Genomic DNA, 17,853 nt, shown 5'->3' with positions numbered 1-17,853 from the left:
GGGGCTCATGACCCCCCGGCGGCATCGGCGACGGGGATGCCGAAGTCCGGTGTGCCGTCGGCCTTCCAGCCGAGCCTCTGGATGCGGGTGTGGCGGTTGGGGTCGTGCAGGGGGTCGCCGACGATGTCCTTGTACTGGCGGGCGTGGTAGACGAGGACGTCGGTGCGGCCGTCCTCGGCGACGGTGAAGCAGTTGTGGCCCGGACCGTACTGCTTGGTCGTGTCGTTACTGGTGAAGACCGGGGTCGGCGACTTGGCCCAGGAGGCGGGGTCCATGAGGTCGCTGCGGGTGTCGGCGGTGAGCAGCCCGACGCAGTAGTTGGAGTCGGTCGCGGACGCCGAGTACGAGAGGAAGACGCGGCCGCCCCGCTGGATGACGGAGGGCCCTTCGTTCACCTTGAATCCGACGCACTCCCAGTCGTACTCGGGTGTGGTCAGGCGTATCTGAGGTCCCGTCAGAGTCCAGGGATTCGCCATCCGCGACAGGAAGACGCCGGTGTTGTTGTCCATGCCGGGCTCGTACTGCGCCCAGGCCAGGTAGCGGCTGCCCCGGTGCGTGAAGGTGGTGGCGTCGAGCGAGAAGGTGTCCCAGGCCGTGGTGAGCTGCCCCTTCTCGGTCCAACTCCCCTTGAAGGGATTGGCGTTGGCGTTCTCCAGGACCCAGATGCGGATCTTCCACACGTCGTCGGCGGGGGCCGCGGCGAAGTAGATGTACCACTTGCCGTTGATGTGGTGGAGTTCCGGCGCCCAGATGTGCGAGGCCATGTCGCCGCTCGTGTGCCGCCGCCAGATGACGGACTCGTCCGCCCGCGTCAGGCCCCGCAGGGTGCGGGAGCGGCGCAGAATGATGCGGTCGTACTCGGGAGAGGTCGCCGTGAAGTAGTAGTGGCCGTCGGTGTGGCGGTGGATGTGCGGGTCGGCGCGCTGCTCGACGAGCGGGTTGCGGTAGGCGGCGGCCGCCCGGGACGCGGCGTGGGCGGGCGCCTGGGCGAGGGCCACCGGTGCGGCGGCGAGGGCGCCGGCGGCCAGCGATCCTCTCAACAGGCTTCTACGGCTGGGTACTTCGTTGTGGCTCATGCGGCTCCCTGGTAGGCGGGGTCGGATCTACGGGACGGACTTCTCCGCGGCGGACGGCGCCCCGGGAAGCGGTACGGCTGAGGGCGCGGGCGGCGTACTCAGCGCGCGCCGCAGCAGAGGGACGGCGAGCAGGCCGAGCACGGCCACCGAGAGCAGGAACAGCAGGCCGGTCAGCGCGCTGCCAGTGGAGTCGACGACCGCCGCGATGCCGAGCGGGCCGAAGCCGCCGCCGAGGTTGCCGACGGCGTTGACCGCGGCGATGCCCGCTGCCGCCGCGGCGCCCGTCAGGAAGCGCGGGATCAGCGCCCAGAAGGCGGGCTGCGCCGCGTATCCGCCGACGGCCGCGGCACACAGGCCGAGCATCTGCACAACGGGAGAGCCGAAGAGCGCGGTGACGGTGAACCCGGCGACGGTCAGGCCGAGCATCGCCGCGGTCCACAGATAGGGGGTGTCGCGGCGGGCCACCAGGCGGGGCACGACGACCAGTCCGGCGGCGACGCACACGTAAGGGATGGCGGAGACGAATCCGACCTCGGTGCTCGTCAGGTCACCGAAGCCGTCGATGATCGTGGGCAGCCAGAAGGAGAGGCCGTAGGTGGACAGGGGAAAGGCGAGGAAGAACACGGCGGCCGTCAGGACGCGGCGGTCGCGCAGGACCGCGAGCGCGTGCTGCGGCTGCTGACCCGCTTCCGCCCGGTCGGCGGCCAGGGCGTCGGTGAGCCACTGGCGTTCGTCGGCGGCGAGCCAGCGCGCCTTCTCCGGTCCCGCGGGCAGCCGGGCGAGGACGACCGGGGCGACGAGCACGGCCGGGATGCCGGTGGCCAGGAACACCCACTGCCAGCCGGTCAGGCCCCAGGTCCCGTCGAGGTCCATCAGGACGCCCATCAGCGGGTTGCCGACGATGAAGGAGACGGGCGCGGCGAGCATGAACGCGCCGATGGCCCGGCCCCGGTGGCTGCCGGGGAACCAGCGGGAGAGGTAGTAGAGCACTCCGGGGAAGAACCCGGCCTCGGCGGCGCCGAGCGCGAAGCGGGCCAGGTAGAACTGCCAGGTGCTCTGCACGAGGACCGTGGCGATGGTGACCAGGCCCCAGGTCAGCAGGATGCGGGCGATCCAGCGGTGCGCGCCGACGCGGTGCAGCATCAGGTTGCTCGGCACTTCGAAGAGGGCGTACGCGGTGAAGAAGAAGACCTGGCCGAGGGTGAACGCCGTGGCGCTGACGCCCAGTTCGGCCTGGAGCTCCAGCTTCGCGAAGCCGACGTTCGAGCGGTCGATGTAGGCGATCACATACAACAGGCCGAGAAACGGCAGCAGCCGCCACGCGGTCTTCCTGAGCACTGTGCGCTCCATGGTGCGAGCGTCCCCTCATACCGACGTTCGTGATTTCGAACGCCATCTGATACTCCGAACGCCGAAACGGTAAGGGGGTGTTGGGGCAAGGTCAACGGTTGCGACGAGATACGCCCGCGGGCTCCTGCTGGACCCGCCCGAGCGCCTCCTCGCACGCCTTGATGTACGCGCTGACCAGCGGGCGGCCGTCGTCGCCCGCGCGCCAGGCCAGGGCGAACCGGCTGGGCGAGATGCCGCGGACCGGGCGTGTGACGACGCCACCGAGCGTGATCAGGGGCGCGTTGCCCGCGGCGACCAGGCAGACGCCGCGACCGTCCACCAGCGCCTCGTACGTCTCGTCGGTACTGGCGATCTCCGCGCCGATACGGGGCGCGGTGCCCTCGCGGGCATCCAGGGCGAGCCAGTAGTCCCGCAGCGCGCCCGCGCTCCCGGGCAGGGCGAGGAAGGGCTCGTCGGCGATGTCGGCGAAGTCGACCTCGTCCAGGCCCGCGAGGCGGTGGGTCGCGGGCAGGGCGACGTGGCGCGGCTCTTCGGCGACCACCACCCACGCGTAACGCTCCAGGTCGGGAAGCGGCAGCCAGACGAAGGCCACGTCCGCCGTGCCGTCCGCGAGGCCCGCGCTCGCGTCCTGCCAACTCACCTGCCGCAGACGGATCGTGGCCGCAGGACGGGCCTCGCTGAAGCGGGACCGCACCGCGGGCAGGAGTCCGCCGCGGGCCGGTCTCGTGCTCATGCCCACGGTGAGCGTGGCCCGCTCCTCGGTCTTCGCGCGCTCCACCGCTCCGACCGCCGACTGCCAGCCCTCAAGCACCTGTTGGGCGTGCGGCAGGAGCGCCGCACCCACGGAAGTGAGCCGCACTCCACGGTGGTCCCGCACGAACAGCTCGGCCCCCAGCTGCCGTTCCAGCGTCCGTATCTGCTTGCTCAGGGCGGGCTGCGAGACGAAGAGCCGCTCGGCGGCCCGCGTGAAGTGCAACTCCTGCGCCACCGCGACGAAGTAGCGCAGATCCCTGCTGTGTACGTCCCTGCCGTGTAGGTCCATAACCATCAGCTATCACGTCAGGTCTTGGACGAGCCACCAGATTCTTCCGCAGGATGATCCACACAGCCGGGGAACGTATGACCCGGCCTACATGTCAAGGGAGTTCATGATGACGAAGGTATGGCTCGTGACGGGCGCGAACAGCGGCTTCGGCCGGGCGATCACCGAGGCCGCCGTCGCCGCGGGCGGTGTGGTCGTGGCCACCGCCCGCAACGCGTCGTCCCTGGACGACCTGGTCGCCGCCCACCCCGACCAGGTCGAGGCGCTCACCCTGGACGTGACCGACACGGCGGGCATCGAGGCCGCCGTGCGCGACGTCACCGACCGGCACGGGCGCATCGACGTCCTGGTGAACAACGCGGGCCGCAGCCACGTCGGCGCCCTGGAGGAGGACTCGGACGCCGAGCTGCGCGCCCTGTTCGACGTGCACGTCTTCGGCCCCGCCGCGCTGACCCGCGCCGTGCTTCCGCACATGCGGGCACGGCGCTCGGGCGCGATCGTGCAGATGAGCAGCATGGGCGGGCAGATGTCGTTCGCGGGGTTCTCGGCGTACAGCGGCACGAAGTTCGCCCTAGAGGGAATGTCGGAGGCGCTGGCAGCTGAAGTGGGCCCGCTCGGCATCAAGGTCCTGGTCGTGGAGCCCGGCGCGTTCCGCACAAGCCTGTTCGGCAACACCAGCGCGAGCCCCGTGGAGATCCCGGACTACGCGCAGACGGCGGGCGCCACCCGCGCCATGGTCGCGGGCGGCGACGGCGGGCAGCCCGGCGACCCGGCGAAGGCCGCCGCCGCGATCGTCACCGCGCTCGACGCCGACGACACTCCGCTGCGGCTGCCGCTGGGCGACGACGCCGTGGACGCGGTCGTCGGTCACCTCGACTCCGTCCGTGCGGAGATCGCCACGTGGGAGAAGGTGACGCGGGCGACCGCCTTCGACGCCTGACGCAGTCTCGGAACCGGGGTCAGCGGTCGCGCTTGACCGCCCGCAGAACCACGAACTTCGGGTCGCTGGCCACCACTTGGGAGTTGCCGAAGAGCTTGCGCAGCTTCACGTGGTACCCGAGATGGCGGTTGCCGACGACCCACAGCTCGCCGCCCGGGCGCAGCGCGGCGCGTGCCCCGTTGAACATCCGCCAGGCGGTCGCGCCGGAGGTCGCCTGGTGGCTGTGGAAGGGCGGGTTGTTCAGGACGAGGTCCACCGTCCCGTCGGGGACGGTGGACAGCGCGTCGCCTGCGACGAACTCCGCCCGTGTGGACGCGGTGGCGTTCGCGCGGAAGGTGGCCTTCGCCGACGCGACGGCGGGGTACGACTCGTCGATGAAGGTGACCGTGGCCTCGGGGTCCGCGACGGCGGCGGCCGTGCCGAGCACGCCGTTGCCGCAGCCCAGGTCCACGATGTGCGCGGCGCCCCTGCCGGTCGGCAGGTGGTGCAGGAAGAAGCGGGTGCCGATGTCGAGGCGGTCGGCGCAGAACACGCCCGCGTGGTTGACGACGGTAAGGCCCGAGCCCGCGCCGGAGTCGGCGTCCAGGACGTAGCTGCGTGGCCAGGGGCCGGCGCCGGGCTCGCGCTCCGGATCCGGCGTGCTGAAGATGAGCCGCGCCTTCTGCCGGGCCAGCGACGTCCGCGTAGGACCGATGATCCGCTCGAAGAGGTCGAGCGTCGAGGTGTGGATCTCGTTGACCATGCCGGTGCCGACGACGACCGTGCCCGCGTGCAGGGCGGGCGCGAGCCGGTGCAACTGGTCCTCCAGGAGCGACAGGCTCTTCGGCACCCGGACCAGGAGTACGTCGATCCTGCTCGGCGCGGCGTCGTCGGTCGTCGCGAGCCGTACCGCGTCCGGCGCGAACCCGGCACGTGCCACATTGGCCCGCGTCGCCTCCCGCGCGAGGAACGAATCGGTGATCAGCGTCGGCCCGTACTCGGCCAGCGAGGTGGTCAGCGCGCCCCAGCGGTCACCGACGACCGCCACGGAGCCGGAGAGGTCGACGGGCTTCGCCCCGTCCTCCGTCTCGCCCGCCAGATGCCGCAGCAGGTAGGCGTCGGCGGCGGACCAGGCGCGCAGCGGATCGCGGGAGTCCTCGGGAAATCGTGTGAGGTCGTACGCGCCCCATGACGTGCTCAGTCGGTTCATCGTGCCTTCAGGCTAACCGAGTGGCGGGCGGACGATCTTCGCGGACGCCTGTTCCCGCTGGAGCGGGCCGAGACCGCTGCGCCGAATAGCGGCTCATGTAGTGCGGACGCGGCCCATTCTCCTTACCGTCCTTTCGTGGAGCACCCGCGCATCCCATCCCCGAGGAGCCGTCATGCCGGAGCTGTTCATCGGCGGAACATGGACCACTGCCGTGGACGGGCAGGTACGGGAAATCCGCTGCCCCGCGGACAACACCCTGGTCGCGACCGTCGACGAGGCCGGGCCGAAGGACGCGGCGGCGGCCATCGCCGCCGCCCGTGAGGCCTTCGACCACGGACCGTGGCCCGCCACTCCGGCGGCCGAACGCGGCCGCCTGCTGTTGCGCGTGGCCGACCTCCTCGAACGCGACAAGGACGCGCTCGCCCGCGCCGAATCCCTGGACACCGGGAAGCGGCTCGTGGAGAGCGAGTACGACATGGACGACATCGCGAACTGCTTCCGCTACTTCGGCAACCTGACGGCCGCGGGCGGCACCGACCGGGTCGTCGACGCCGGGAGCCCGGACGTGGACAGCCGGGTGGTGCACGAGCCGGTCGGGGTGTGCGCGCTGATCACTCCGTGGAACTATCCGCTGCTGCAGACCGCCTGGAAGGTCGCACCGGCGCTCGGCGCGGGCAACACCTTCGTCCTCAAGCCCAGCGAGCTGACCCCGCACACCTCCATCATCCTGATGCGGCTGCTCACCGAGGCCGGGCTGCCTGCCGGGGCGGCCAACCTGATCCTCGGCGCGGGCCCCACCGCGGGCGCGCCGCTCAGCGAGGACCCGCGGGTCGACATGGTGTCGTTCACCGGCGGTCTTGTCACCGGACGGCGCATCATGGCCGCCGCGGCGCCCACGGTGAAGAAGGTCGCCCTGGAACTGGGCGGCAAGAACCCGAACATCGTCTTCGCCGACGCCGACTTCGAGGCCGCGCTCGACTACGCGCTGATGGCGATCTTCCTGCACTCCGGCCAGGTCTGTTCGGCCGGGGCGCGGCTGCTCGTCGAGGACTCGCTGCACGACAGGTTCGTCGACGCGGTGGTCGAGCGCGCGCAGCAGATCCGGCTCGGCGGCCCCTTCGACGTCAACGCCCGCACGGGACCGCTGATCTCCGCCGCGCACCGCGACAAGGTCGAGGCGTACGTGGCGGCGGGCATCGCCGAGGGCGCGGTCCTTCGCTGCGGCGGCGCGCGCCCCGACGACCCGGCGCTGAAGGACGGCTACTACTACCCGCCGACCGTGCTCGACGAGTGCACCCCCGGCATGTCCGTGGTCACCGACGAGTCGTTCGGCCCGGTGCTCACCGTCGAGCGGTTCCGGGACGAGGCCGAGGCGATCGCGCTCGCCAACGACACCGTCTACGGGCTCGCGGGCGCCGTCTGGTCGCAGGACACCGGCAAGGCCCAGCGCGTGGCGGCCAAGATGCGCGCCGGGACCGTCTGGATCAACGACTTCCACCCTTATGTACCGCAGGCGGAGTGGGGCGGCATGAAGCAGTCCGGCTTCGGCCGCGAACTGGGGCCGGCCGGCCTCGCCGAGTACCAAGAGGCCAAGCACATCTGGCGCAATCTCGCAGCGACACCGCAGAGGTGGTTCGAATGAGCACGGAATCCGGCCCAGGACCGGACCCCGCCGTCCCGGAGAGGACGCAGGGCCAGCAGGACGACGATGCGCTCGGCGAGCTCGGCTACCGTCCGGAACTCAAGCGGACGCTGGGCAACTTCCACACCTTCGCGGCCGGGATCAGCTACATCTCGATCCTGACCGGCACCTTCCAGCTGTTCTACTTCGGCGTCAGCTTCGGCGGCCCCGCCTACTGGTGGTCCTGGCCGATGGTCTTCGTCGGTCAGCTGATGGTGGCCCTGTGCTTCTGTGAGCTCGCCGCCCGGTATCCGGTCGCAGGCTCCATCTACAACTGGGCCAAGAAGATGGGCGGCCCGCACGTCGGCTGGCTCGGCGGCTGGATGATGATGACGGCCACCATGGTCACGCTCTCCGCCGTGGCGCTCGCCTACCAGATCACGCTGCCGCAGATCTCCGACTGGTTCCAGTTCGTGGGTGACGGCAGCGGCAAGAACGACGCGGCTGCCAACGCCGTGCTCCTCGGCACGGTCCTCATCGTGTTCTCCACCGCGGTGAACGCCTTCGGGGTCAAGCTCATGGCCCGGATCAACTCGGCGGGAGTGTTCATCGAGCTGATCGCCGCGGTCGCGCTGATCATCTTCCTGGCGGCGCACATCACCCGTGGCCCCAGCAGCGCCCTCACCGAGACGAACGGCCTCGGCAGCGGCCAGACGCTCGGGTACTTCGGCGCCTTCCTGACCGCGTCGCTGGCCTCCGCCTATGTCATGTACGGCTTCGACACGGCCTCTTCGCTCGGCGAGGAGTCGCACAACCCGGGCCGCAACGCGCCCCGCGCCATTCTGCGCGCCCTCATCGCCTCCTTCACCATCGGCGCGTTCATCCTGCTGTTCGCCCTGCTTGCGGTGCCGGATCTGCAGGCCGAGGAACTCTCCACCGGCGGACTGCAGTACGTGGTACTCGAAACGCTCGGCTCGACCATCGGTGAGATCTTCCTCTGGGCGGTGGTCGTCGCCATCACCGTCTGTGTCCTTGCCGTGCAGGCCGCCGGCATCCGGCTGATGTTCGCCATGGCACGGGACAACAACCTGCCGGCGGGCACACATCTCGCCAAGGTCAGCCCCCGCTTCCAGACCCCCGTGGTACCCGCCGTGCTGATCGGCGTCGTGGGTGTCGTCATCCTGGTGATCAACATCAACCAGCCGCAGATCTTCTCGGTGATCACGAGCATCGCGATCATCATGATCTACGTGGCCTACCTCCTGGTCACCGTGCCCATGCTGCTGAAGCGGCTGCGCAGGGGGTGGCAGCCCGCCGAAGGCCAGTTCTCGCTCGGCCGGTGGGGGCTGCCGATCAACATCGTCGCGGTGCTCTGGGGCCTGGCCATGTCCATCAACCTCGCCTGGCCCCGCGCGGAGGTCTACAACGCGACGGGACCTCAGCACTGGTACCTGCGCTGGGGCGCGTTCCTCTTCATCGGCATCGTCGCCCTCGGCGGCTTCGCCTACTACTGGTTCGTGCAGCGGCACAAGACGGGCGTCCTCGCCGAGCACCGCTTCGAGGAGCTGGCCGACCCCACCACTCCCCCGTCGCCGCCCGCCGCCCCCTGAACCCCCTGTGATCTGGAGTCACCATGCCCGCAGAGAGTCCCCAGGCCGAGTTCGACTACGTGGTGGTCGGCGGCGGCACGGCTGGCGCCGTCGTCGCCGCGCGGCTGACCGAGGACCCGGACGTCAGTGTCTGCGTCCTTGAGGCAGGACCTTCGGACGTCGGCGACGACAACATCCTCCAACTGACCAAGTGGATGGCGCTGTTGGAGTCCGGTTACGACTGGGACTACCCGGTGGAGCCGCAGGAGAACGGCAACAGCTTCATGCGGCACGCCCGCGCCAAGGTGCTCGGCGGCTGCTCGTCGCACAACTCCTGCATCGCCTTCTGGGCCCCTGCCGAGGACCTCGACGAGTGGGGCTCACTGGGCTGCACGGGCTGGAGCGCGGCGGACTGCTTCCCGCTCTACCAGCGCCTGGAGACCAACGACGCGCCCGGTGACCATCACGGCCGCTCGGGCCCGGTGAACATCATGAGCGTCCCGCCGAACGACCCCTGCGGATCGGCCCTGCTGGAGGCGTGCGCCGCGGCGGGCATCCCCACCACCCCGTTCAACACCGGCAAGACGGTCACGCGCGGCGCCCACTGGTTCCAGATCAACTCCCGTACGGACGGCACCCGTTCGTCCGCGTCGGTGTCGTATCTGCACCCGATCCTCGGCAAGCGGCCCAACCTGGAGGTGCGCACAGGACTCCAGGCCAAGCAGCTCCTCTTCGACGAGAACCGACGCTGCACGGGCGTCGCGTACCTGGAACCCGACACCATTCACAGCGGCAGCGTCACGGCGCGCCGCGAGGTGATCGTGTCCTGCGGGGCCATCGACTCGCCGAAGCTCCTGATGCTGTCGGGCATCGGACCGGCCGCACACCTGCGGGAGTGCGGCGTGGAGGTCCTCGCGGACTCCCCCGGCGTCGGCGCCCACCTCCAGGACCACCCCGAGGGCGTGATCATGTGGGAGGCGAAGCAGCCTATGGTCACCTCCTCCACCCAGTGGTGGGAGATCGGCATCTTCGCGGACACCGAACCGGGCCTCGACCGCCCGGACCTGATGTTCCACTACGGCTCGGTGCCCTTCGACATGAACACCTACCGGCGCGGCTATCCGACCACCGACAACGCCTTCTGCCTGACCCCGAACGTCACCCGGGCCCGCTCCATGGGCACGGTGCGGCTGCGCACCCGTGACTTCCGGGACAAGCCGAAGGTCGACCCGCGCTACTTCACCGACGAGCACGACATCCGCGTGATGACGTACGGGCTGCGCCTCGCCCGCGAGATCGCCGCGCAGGCCCCGATGGCCGACTGGACGGGCGCCGAACTCGCTCCGGGACCGGACGCCACGACCGACGACGAGCTCTTCGCCTACATCCGCCAGACCCACAACACCGTCTACCACCCGGCGGGCACCGTGCGGATGGGCGCGACGGACGACGCGGACTCGCCGCTCGACCCCGAACTGCGCGTCAAGGGCGTCACCGGACTGCGCGTCGCCGACGCGTCGGTCATGCCGTTCCTGCCCGCGGTCAACCCGTGCATCACCACGATGATGATCGGCGAGAAGTGCGCCGACATGATCAAGGCGACCTGACCGGGACAGCCGGGACCGCTCAGCGAATCACTGCCGGTCGAACCAGGTGGGCTGTTCCTCCGCCATGGCCTGCTTGATCCGGAAGAGTCCGAACTCGTGCAGGTCGGGCAGCTGGTCAAGGGCGAACCAGCCCACTTCGAGGGACTCGTCGTCGTTGACGCGGGCCTCGCCGCCGACCGCCCGGCAGCGAATGGTGACGTCCATGAACTGGCAGGTGTCGCCGTTCGGGTACGTCACCGGCTCCAGGGCCTCGACGAGCACGACGCGCTCGGGCACGCAGTGCACCGCGGTCTCCTCGAACACCTCGCGCACGGCACATGCGGCGGGCTGCTCCCCCGGGTCCGGGATGCCGCCGATGACGGACCACTTGCCGTTGTCGCTGCGCCGCCCGAGCAGCACTCTGCCCGCGTCGTCGAAGACGATGGCGGTGACCCCGGGGAGCCACAACAGCTGGTGGCCCGCGTCGGCCCGGATCGTACGGATGAAGTCAGGAGTAGCCATGCCGTCGACCCTAACGGGCGCGCCTGGCCCGGGCCGCGCCCGTCACCGCCCAGCCGAGTCCGCCGGCCGCGATCAGCACGAGGATGCCCTCGGGCAGCACGCCGAACCGGGTGGCCGGGGTCTGCGAGGAGCGCAGCGGCACCTCCTCGACCAGTGAGTCGGCGGTGAACCACTTCGTCTTCTGGGAGACCCGGCCGTCCGGCATGATGATCGCGCTCACCCCGCTGGTCACCGGGACGGTGACGGTGCGGCTGTGCTCGACGGCGCGGATCCGCGACATGGCCAGCTGCTGGTAGGTCATCTCGCTGCGGTCGAACGTCGCGTTGTTGCTGGGCACCGAGATCAGCTGGGCGCCATGGGTGACGGTGTCGCGCACGGCCCAGTCGAAGGCGGCTTCGTAGCAGGTGGCGAGCCCCACCTTCGTGCCCGCCATGGTGAAGACGCCGGGCTTCGTGCCGCGGCTGAAGTCCTGGCGCACCATGCCGACGTCGCTGCTGAAGAAGCCGACGAGGTCGCGCAGCGGGATGTACTCGCCGAAGGGCTGGATCTGCCGCTTGTCGTAGGTGTCCGTGGGGCCCTTCTCCGGGTCCCACAGGATCTGCTCGTTGAAGAGCTTGCCGTCCTTGGACTCGACGACGCCGCCCACCGAGATCGGGGCGCCGACCGCCTTCACCGCGCGCTCGATCGCCTCGCGGGCGTCGGGGTTGGTGAACGGGTCGATGTCGGAGGAGTTCTCCGGCCACAGGACGAAGTCCGGCTGCTTCGCCTTGCCCGCCTTCACCCGGTCCGCGAGCCGCTCGGTCTCCCGCACATGGTGGTCGAGCACGGCGCGGCGCTGGGCGTTGAACTCCAGGCCCGCCTGCGGCACGTTGCCCTGGATGGCCGCGACGGTCGCGGTGCCGTCCTCGGCGTCGTCGCTGACGAGCGGACGCGCGGCGAAGGCACCGGCGACCGGGACGAGCACGCTGAGCAGGGCCGCCGCGGCGGCTCCACGGCGTACGGAGCCGGTGCCGTGTGGGTCGCGGGCCTCGCGCACCTGGCGGACGACCTCGTACAGGCCGAAGCCGCACAGGACCACCGCGAACCCGAGCACCGGGGTGCCGCCGAGCGCGGCGAGGGGCAGGAAGACACCGTCCGCCTGCCCGAAGGCGATCTTCCCCCAGGGGAATCCGCTGAACGGCACGCGCGCGCGTGCCGCCTCACCGGCGATCCAGAGGGCCGCCGCCCAGAGGGGGTAGCCGGGCAGCCGCGAGACGGCGGCGATGCCCGCTCCGACGAGGGCGACGAACATCGCCTCGATGGCGGCGAGCGCCAGCCAGGGACCTGGACCGACCTCCACACCGGTCCACACCAGGAGCGGCAGCAGGAATCCGAGGCCGAAGAGATAGCCGAGCCCGAGGCCCGCCTTCCAGCTGCGGCCGTGCAGACACCAGGCGAACACCGCGAAGGCCGGCAGCGCGAGCCACCACAGGGTGCGTGGCGGAAAGCTGACGTACAGCAGCACTCCGGAGAGTGCCGACGCGGCGGCCGGGACGAGCGCGCGCAGGACGCGGGCCTTGCGCGAGAGGGGCGCGGACTGCGGTCCGAGCTGCTTCGACTCGTCTGCGGAGGTGGTGGTGGCGGTCACTCGGGGAGTGTACGGCGCGTCACTTGGACACGGACAGGATGGTCATGCCCGGCCATCGGGGACAGGCGCCTCGTGGGAGGCCTTCTCCACGCGATAGACGGATCGTTCCTGCGCAAGACGTCCACATCTCACGTTCCCAGCGACTACGGTGTGCCCGAGTCCCTGACCTGCGGCGGATCACGCCACGGCGTTCGGGGCCCGCACACAGCGGGGGGCGACGGGGTGGGGACAACGGGGATGGCCGCGACGGCCGGGCCACCGGGGGCGTACGAACGGCGCAGCGCGTCCGACGCGACGGGCTGCGCCCTGCTGGGCGTGTGCGCGGCCTGGACCTTGATCACAGCCGGGGTGCACGGCGGTCAGCCCGAGGGCGTGCTCCTCGCGGTGCTCGCCGTGGCCGCGGGGTACGCGGGCGGGCGGATCTGCGGCGCGCTCCTGCCCGTCGCCGCGCCCTGTGCCGGTGCGCTGGCCGGGATCGGCCTCGCGGCGGCGGCCCCGCACCTGTCGCCGGGGCCCGCAGGCACGGCACCGCTCGGCCACACCGGCGCCGCGGCCGCGCTCCTGATCCTGGCGTCGGGGGCGGCCTGCTCCGCGGCGTGGGCGGCCCGCAGACCCGCGACGCGGCTCGCGATGCGGCTGCTCGCCGTGGGGATCGTGGTGGCCGCCGTGGCGCTCGGCTCGATGGCCGGTTCCGTCGCGTGCACCGGGATCCTGCTCTGTTCGCTGGCGACCGCCCTGATGCGGCGCCGGGCGCTCGGCCTCGCGGGGCTCGCCCTGGCGACGGCCGTGGTGACCGGTCTGACCTGGGCGATCGCCGATGACGCACTCCCGGAGGGCCTCAGCGCGTCCCTGGTGGGCCAGCTCGACGGACAGCGGGTCCAGCTGTGGCACGACGCGCTCGCGCTCGCGGGCCAGGAACCGGCGCTCGGGGTGGGGCCCGGCCGGTTCGCCGACGCCAGCCCCACGGTGGCGGAGAACCTCCTCACGGACGGCAGGCCCCATTCGGCGCCGCTTCAGCAGGCGGCGGAGCAGGGCCTTGCGGGCGTGGTCCTGCTCGCTGCGGTGTTCTGCTGGCTGCTGTACGCCCTGTACCGCTCGCCGCGCTCCACCCAGGTCGTCCTGTCGGCGGGCGCTGCCCTGACGGCGCTGGCCGCCGTGGCATCGGTCGGCAACGCGCTGAGCGTCACGGCGGTGACGACGGGCGCGGGGTATCTCGCGGGCATCGCCACGGCGAGACCGCTGGGCGACGAACCGGCGCAGGTCAGGCCGCCGGGCTCCCCGCCACTCCCAGCCGCTCCCGGATGATCCGTACGGCCGCTTCGGCGTCGTCGACGGTGACCGTGAACGTGCGGCCGTCGCCCAGGCTCAGGACCAGGCCCTCACCGCGGCGGACCACGACGGCGGTGCCGATCTCGGGCCGCGAGCGGTAGCCCCAGCCGCCCCACTGCCGGGGGCTGACGGCCTGCGCGAACTCGGCGCCCACCACGTGGGAGAGAAGGATGCGGCGGCGCGGCAGTCCCATGTGGCCGCAGCGCACTTCCAGGGAGTCCTTGTCGACCTTCACGGCGACATGGACGAAGGCGAGGGTGCCGAACAGGATCAGCAGCCCGGCGGCGATGCACCCCACGACGGACATGGCCAGGGCCGCGATCCCGGTCGTCCACATGTTGTCGACGGCCAGCTCGATGCCGAGCGCCAGGCAGAGGGCACCGGCCGACGCCAGCAGCCACTGCACGCGGTTGGTCGCGCTACCGGTCCAGACTTCCGGCGGGGCGTCGGCTGTGCTGCCCCGCTCACCGTGGGTGTGGTCCCTCATGCGTCCGAGACTACTCACGTTCCGGAGGGAAGGCACCGCATCGCGGAGCGTTACTGCTCCGGGTGGACGGGCGACACCGTTCTGTACGAGGGATCGGCGGGCCCTCCGCACGCGGGCTCGGCGTGCGTCCGTACGGGACTCAGCGCGCGGGGCTGACCGCCGCGAGCAGCCTGCCTTCGGCGTACGTGTGGGCGGCGACGGGCAGCTCGGACGGCCGCCCGCTCAGGATCACCGTCAGGCCGCCTTCCGTGCCGGTACCGGGGCCGGGGAGCTCTCCGGTCCTGCGCAGCGCCTGGGCGGCGACGGCTCCGGCGGAGCCGTGCAAGGCGAGGGGCGGCAGGTCGGGCTGCTGGAGGGCCGCACGGATGCGCTCGCCGACCAGCTCGTAATGGGTGCAGCCCAGGACGACGGCCCTTACGTCACGCGGAGTCAGGGCGGCCGCGGCGGCGACCGCGCGGTCGATGGCCGCCTCGTCGGCGTACTGCACGGCGTCCGCGAGGCCGGGGCAGGGCACCTCGGTGACACGGGCGCCGCCGGCGAACTCCTCGATGAGGCCGCGCTGGTAGGGGCTTCCGGTGGTGGCGGGAGTGGCCCAGATGGCGACGGGGCCGCCGCCTGCCGCGGCAGGCTTGATCGCCGGTACGGTCCCGATGATCGGCAGGCCGGGCTCGAACCGGGCGCGCAGCGCGGGCAGGGCGACCACCGAAGAGGTGTTGCAGGCCACGATCAGCGCTTCGGGGTGGTGCGCCGCGGCTGCCTCGGCGATGTCGAGCGAGCGCTGGATGACGTCCTCGGCGGAGCGCGGTCCCCAGGGCAGTCCGTCGGGGTCCGAGGAGAGGATGAGATCGGCGTCCGGCCGCAGACGACGGACCGCCGCCGCGGCGGGGAGCAGGCCGATACCGGAGTCGATGAGCGCGATCTTCACCCGGTCACCATAGTCGATCGGCCTCCGACGCCCGATGCCGTGGGGCAGACTTCGGCGGATGAGCGCCGTTGTGTGGACCGCCGCCGCATCGCTTGCCGCCTGGCTGTGGCTCCTGTTGGGGCAGGGCTTCTTCTGGCGCACGGACCTGCGTCTGCCGCCGCGCCGCGAACCGGACACCTGGCCCTCGGTCTGCGTCGTCGTCCCCGCCCGTGACGAGGCCGCCGTACTGCCGCAGAGCCTGCCCTCGCTGCTGGCCCAGGACTATCCCGGGCAGGCCGAGATCTTCCTTGTCGACGACGGGAGTTCGGACGGCACCGGCACGCTGGCCCGCGCGCTGGCCGACCGGCACGGCGGCCTGCCACTGACCGTCGGTTCACCGGGTGAGCCGCCGCCCGGCTGGACCGGCAAGCTCTGGGCCGTACGGCACGGAATCAGCCTGGCACACACGCGTGGGCCCCGGTATCTGCTCCTTACCGACGCGGACATCGCCCATGAGCCGGACAGTCTGCGGGAGTTGGTCGCCGCGGCGGAGACGGCCGGATTCGACCTTGTCTCGCAGATGGCGCGGCTGCGCGTCGCGAGCATGTGGGAGCGGCTCGTCGTCCCGGCGTTCGTGTACTTCTTCGCGCAGCTCTATCCGTTCCGCTGGATCGCCAAGGAGGGCTCGCGCACGGCCGCCGCCGCGGGCGGATGCGTCCTGCTGAGCGCGGCGGCCGCCGAGCGTGCGGGGATCCCCGACTCCATCCGGCACGCCGTGATCGACGACGTGACGCTCGCCAGGGCGGTGAAGCGCTCGGGTGGCCGCATCTGGCTGGGGCTCGCCGAGCGCGTCGACAGCGTGCGTCCCTATCCCGGGCTCGGCGACCTGTGGCGGATGGTCTCGCGCAGCGCCTACGCCCAGCTGCGGCACCATCCCCTGGTCCTGCTCGGTACGGTCCTGGGGCTCGCCCTGATCTATCTGGTGCCGCCGGTCGCGCTGTTCGCCGGCCTGGCGACCGACCGTGCGGTGCCCGCCGTGCTCGGTGGGCTCGCGTGGCTCGTGATGACGGCGACGTACATCCCGATGCTGCGCTACTACCGGCAGACCCTCTGGCTCGCTCCCCTCCTGCCGTTCACCGCTTTCCTCTACCTCCTCATGACGGTGGATTCGGCGGTGCAGCACTACAGGGGGCGCGGAGCGGCGTGGAAGGGGCGGACCTACGCCCGCCCCGATCCCACTCCCGACCAGCGCTGATCACTTCCTGCCGGGCGTCCAGTTCATGCCCCAGCCGTACGCGTAGTCGATGGTGCGCTGCGGGCTCACGCCGCGCTCGGGCACCAGATAGCGGGCCTCGCGCTGGACGAAGAGGTCGCCGTTGTTGTTCGTGAGCAGGGCGAGCGCGCACACCGTGGAGGGCACCGTGCACTCGTCGAGCGAGAAGTCGATGGAGGCGCCGTGCTGCGGCTGCAGGGTGACCGTGGCGTTGAGGTCGGCGAAGCTGCGCGCGCCTTCGTAGATCGTCACGAAGATGACGATGCGCTTGAAGTCCTTGATGTGGTCGAGGTTGACCGTGAGGTTCTCGCCGCTGGCCACCGCTCCGGTGCGGTCGTCGCCGTCGAGCAGGAGGTACGGGGGCTGGTCCAGCGAGCCGAAGGCGTTGCCGAGCGCCTGGACGACGCCCTTGCGGCCGTCGGACAGTTCGTACAGGGCGCACAGGTCCAGGTCGAGGTCCGCGTGCATCGCCACGGCACGGCCGAGCTTGCTGGCCCACCCCTTGAACTGCTTGCGCACCTCCCAGTTGAGGTTCACGCGCATCGCCCCTGAGGTGCCGCCCTGCTTCTTCAGCGAGACGGACGGCGCGTCCTTGGTGAGCGTGACCTTGGTGAGGCGCACGGGCTGGGCCGCGGGAGCAGGAGCGGCAGCGGGCGGCGGCGCCTGGACGGGGGCGACCGGGGCCGCCGGCGTCACCGGGGCCGCGGGGGCCTGCACCGCGGCCGGAGCGGGAGGTGCCGGCGCCGGCTGCGGCTCGTCCACCGAGATCCCGTAGTCCGTGGCAAGGCCCTCGAGCCCGCTGCTGTAGCCCTGCCCGACGGCGCGGAACTTCCACGCGCCCTGGCGGCGATAGAGCTCCCCGAGGACGAACGCCGTCTCCACAGTCGCGTCCTCGCTGTCGTAGCGCGCGATCTCGGCGCCGTTCGCCGCGTCGACGACCCGGATGAAGAGGCCGGGGACCTGCCCGAAGATGCCGCCGTCCGTCGACGCGGCGAGCACCACGGTCTCGACGGCGGGCTCCACGCGCGCGAAGTCCACCACCAGCGCGTCGGTCACGCGTCCGCCGTCGCTCTTCTTGCCCTCGTGGCGCACGGCACCGGAGGTGTGCAGCGCCTGGTTGTAGAAGACGAAGTCGTCGTCCGAGCGGACCTTTCCGGAAGCGGCGAGCAACAGGGCCGACGCGTCGGCGTCCGGCACCCCGGCTCCCGAGTCCCACCCCAATTCGACGCGCACGGCAGGTGCCGGCACAGGAACATTCGATCCCTTAGGCATTGTCATGTCCGCCCCCATCGCAAGTCACATCGTCAGTCGCCACGTC

15 protein-coding genes are annotated in these 17,853 nt (G+C 71.3%); 6 read left to right on the top strand and 9 right to left on the bottom strand.

Features of this window, described 5'->3' with window-relative positions; genetic code table 11:
- Positions 1 to 5 precede the first annotated feature (5 nt).
- From M4V62_RS37125 to M4V62_RS37115, 3 genes are all read right to left on the bottom strand, one after another.
- Complete coding sequence (locus tag M4V62_RS37125; RefSeq protein ID WP_249591571.1) at positions 6 to 1,076, bottom strand: glycoside hydrolase family 43 protein; 1,071 nt, start codon at positions 1,074 to 1,076, stop codon at positions 6 to 8.
- A 27-nt stretch (positions 1,077 to 1,103) separates the two neighbouring features.
- Positions 1,104 to 2,426 (bottom strand): MFS transporter, encoded by a 1,323-nt coding sequence (locus M4V62_RS37120; protein WP_249591570.1) that lies wholly within the window; start codon positions 2,424 to 2,426, stop codon positions 1,104 to 1,106.
- Positions 2,427 to 2,517: 91 nt separating this feature from the next.
- On the bottom strand, positions 2,518 to 3,468 hold the full coding sequence (locus M4V62_RS37115) for a LysR family transcriptional regulator (protein ID WP_425575161.1): 951 nt from the start codon (positions 3,466 to 3,468) through the stop codon (positions 2,518 to 2,520).
- A 109-nt stretch (positions 3,469 to 3,577) separates the two neighbouring features.
- On the opposite strand from M4V62_RS37115, the gene M4V62_RS37110 reads away from it, so the two are divergent.
- Positions 3,578 to 4,408, top strand: coding sequence for an oxidoreductase (locus M4V62_RS37110; RefSeq protein WP_249591568.1), 831 nt, complete (start codon positions 3,578 to 3,580; stop codon positions 4,406 to 4,408).
- Positions 4,409 to 4,427: 19 nt separating this feature from the next.
- On the opposite strand, the gene M4V62_RS37105 is transcribed toward M4V62_RS37110, so the two are convergent.
- The gene (locus tag M4V62_RS37105) at positions 4,428 to 5,597 is read right to left on the bottom strand and encodes a methyltransferase (protein WP_249591567.1); all 1,170 of its coding nucleotides are present in this window, start codon (positions 5,595 to 5,597) and stop codon (positions 4,428 to 4,430) included.
- Positions 5,598 to 5,769: 172 nt separating this feature from the next.
- Between M4V62_RS37105 and M4V62_RS37100 the strand changes: the two genes are divergently transcribed.
- Genes M4V62_RS37100 through M4V62_RS37090 form a run of 3 tightly spaced genes read left to right on the top strand, consistent with a single transcriptional unit; the run spans position 5,770 to position 10,414 of the window.
- Positions 5,770 to 7,239, top strand: a complete 1,470-nt coding sequence (locus M4V62_RS37100; protein WP_249591566.1) for an aldehyde dehydrogenase family protein — start codon at positions 5,770 to 5,772, stop codon at positions 7,237 to 7,239.
- Positions 7,236 to 8,828, top strand: a complete 1,593-nt coding sequence (locus M4V62_RS37095) for an APC family permease (RefSeq protein WP_249591565.1) — start codon at positions 7,236 to 7,238, stop codon at positions 8,826 to 8,828. Before M4V62_RS37100 ends, M4V62_RS37095 begins: the two co-directional genes overlap by 4 nt.
- A gap of 23 nt (positions 8,829 to 8,851) precedes the next feature.
- Positions 8,852 to 10,414 (top strand): GMC family oxidoreductase, encoded by a 1,563-nt coding sequence (locus M4V62_RS37090; RefSeq protein ID WP_249591564.1) that lies wholly within the window; start codon positions 8,852 to 8,854, stop codon positions 10,412 to 10,414.
- Between the two features lie 27 nt (positions 10,415 to 10,441).
- Here M4V62_RS37090 and M4V62_RS37085 read toward each other — a convergent pair whose 3' ends face one another.
- Positions 10,442 to 10,915, bottom strand: a complete 474-nt coding sequence (locus tag M4V62_RS37085) for an NUDIX hydrolase (protein WP_249591563.1) — start codon at positions 10,913 to 10,915, stop codon at positions 10,442 to 10,444.
- Positions 10,916 to 10,925: 10 nt separating this feature from the next.
- The gene (lnt, locus tag M4V62_RS37080; RefSeq protein WP_249591562.1) at positions 10,926 to 12,542 is read right to left on the bottom strand and encodes an apolipoprotein N-acyltransferase; all 1,617 of its coding nucleotides are present in this window, start codon (positions 12,540 to 12,542) and stop codon (positions 10,926 to 10,928) included.
- Between the two features lie 237 nt (positions 12,543 to 12,779).
- On the opposite strand from lnt, the gene M4V62_RS37075 reads away from it, so the two are divergent.
- Positions 12,780 to 13,847 carry an O-antigen ligase family protein gene (locus tag M4V62_RS37075; RefSeq protein WP_249591561.1) on the top strand — a complete coding sequence of 356 codons (1,068 nt, stop codon included), beginning with the start codon at positions 12,780 to 12,782 and terminating at the stop codon, positions 13,845 to 13,847.
- Here M4V62_RS37075 and M4V62_RS37070 read toward each other — a convergent pair.
- The gene (locus M4V62_RS37070; protein WP_249591560.1) at positions 13,804 to 14,358 is read right to left on the bottom strand and encodes a hypothetical protein; all 555 of its coding nucleotides are present in this window, start codon (positions 14,356 to 14,358) and stop codon (positions 13,804 to 13,806) included. The two genes, M4V62_RS37075 and M4V62_RS37070, sit on opposite strands and share 44 nt — an antisense overlap.
- A 139-nt stretch (positions 14,359 to 14,497) precedes the next feature.
- A complete protein-coding gene (locus M4V62_RS37065; RefSeq protein WP_249591559.1) occupies positions 14,498 to 15,283 on the bottom strand; it encodes a glutamate racemase in 786 nt (261 codons plus the stop codon).
- A gap of 58 nt (positions 15,284 to 15,341) precedes the next feature.
- On the opposite strand from M4V62_RS37065, the gene M4V62_RS37060 reads away from it, so the two are divergent.
- A complete protein-coding gene (locus M4V62_RS37060) occupies positions 15,342 to 16,517 on the top strand; it encodes a glycosyltransferase (RefSeq protein ID WP_249591558.1) in 1,176 nt (391 codons plus the stop codon).
- Here the strand turns inward: M4V62_RS37060 and M4V62_RS37055 are convergent, their stop codons facing one another.
- Positions 16,518 to 17,825 carry a TerD family protein gene (locus tag M4V62_RS37055; protein WP_249591557.1) on the bottom strand — a complete coding sequence of 436 codons (1,308 nt, stop codon included), beginning with the start codon at positions 17,823 to 17,825 and terminating at the stop codon, positions 16,518 to 16,520.
- Positions 17,826 to 17,853: the final 28 nt, after the last annotated feature.

It is taken from the genome of Streptomyces durmitorensis, assembly GCF_023498005.1.
Lineage (GTDB): Bacteria > Actinomycetota > Actinomycetes > Streptomycetales > Streptomycetaceae > Streptomyces > Streptomyces durmitorensis.
Note: the sequence above shows the minus strand (reverse complement) of the source record. Positions and strands in the feature narration are given on the sequence as shown.

Bases quoted from the DNA above. Each gene is read 5' to 3' on its own strand.
- M4V62_RS37125 (WP_249591571.1), bottom strand. From the start codon at position 1,076: ATGAGCCACAACGAAGTACCCAGCCGTAGAAGCCTGTTGAGAGGATCG.
- M4V62_RS37120 (WP_249591570.1), bottom strand. From the start codon at position 2,426: ATGGAGCGCACAGTGCTCAGGAAGACCGCGTGGCGGCTGCTGCCGTTT.
- M4V62_RS37115 (WP_425575161.1), bottom strand. From the start codon at position 3,468: ATGGACCTACACGGCAGGGACGTACACAGCAGGGATCTGCGCTACTTC.
- M4V62_RS37110 (WP_249591568.1), top strand. From the start codon at position 3,578: ATGACGAAGGTATGGCTCGTGACGGGCGCGAACAGCGGCTTCGGCCGG.
- M4V62_RS37105 (WP_249591567.1), bottom strand. From the start codon at position 5,597: ATGAACCGACTGAGCACGTCATGGGGCGCGTACGACCTCACACGATTT.
- M4V62_RS37100 (WP_249591566.1), top strand. From the start codon at position 5,770: ATGCCGGAGCTGTTCATCGGCGGAACATGGACCACTGCCGTGGACGGG.
- M4V62_RS37095 (WP_249591565.1), top strand. From the start codon at position 7,236: ATGAGCACGGAATCCGGCCCAGGACCGGACCCCGCCGTCCCGGAGAGG.
- M4V62_RS37090 (WP_249591564.1), top strand. From the start codon at position 8,852: ATGCCCGCAGAGAGTCCCCAGGCCGAGTTCGACTACGTGGTGGTCGGC.
- M4V62_RS37085 (WP_249591563.1), bottom strand. From the start codon at position 10,915: ATGGCTACTCCTGACTTCATCCGTACGATCCGGGCCGACGCGGGCCAC.
- M4V62_RS37075 (WP_249591561.1), top strand. From the start codon at position 12,780: ATGGCCGCGACGGCCGGGCCACCGGGGGCGTACGAACGGCGCAGCGCG.
- M4V62_RS37070 (WP_249591560.1), bottom strand. From the start codon at position 14,358: ATGAGGGACCACACCCACGGTGAGCGGGGCAGCACAGCCGACGCCCCG.
- M4V62_RS37060 (WP_249591558.1), top strand. From the start codon at position 15,342: ATGAGCGCCGTTGTGTGGACCGCCGCCGCATCGCTTGCCGCCTGGCTG.
- M4V62_RS37055 (WP_249591557.1), bottom strand. From the start codon at position 17,825: ATGGGGGCGGACATGACAATGCCTAAGGGATCGAATGTTCCTGTGCCG.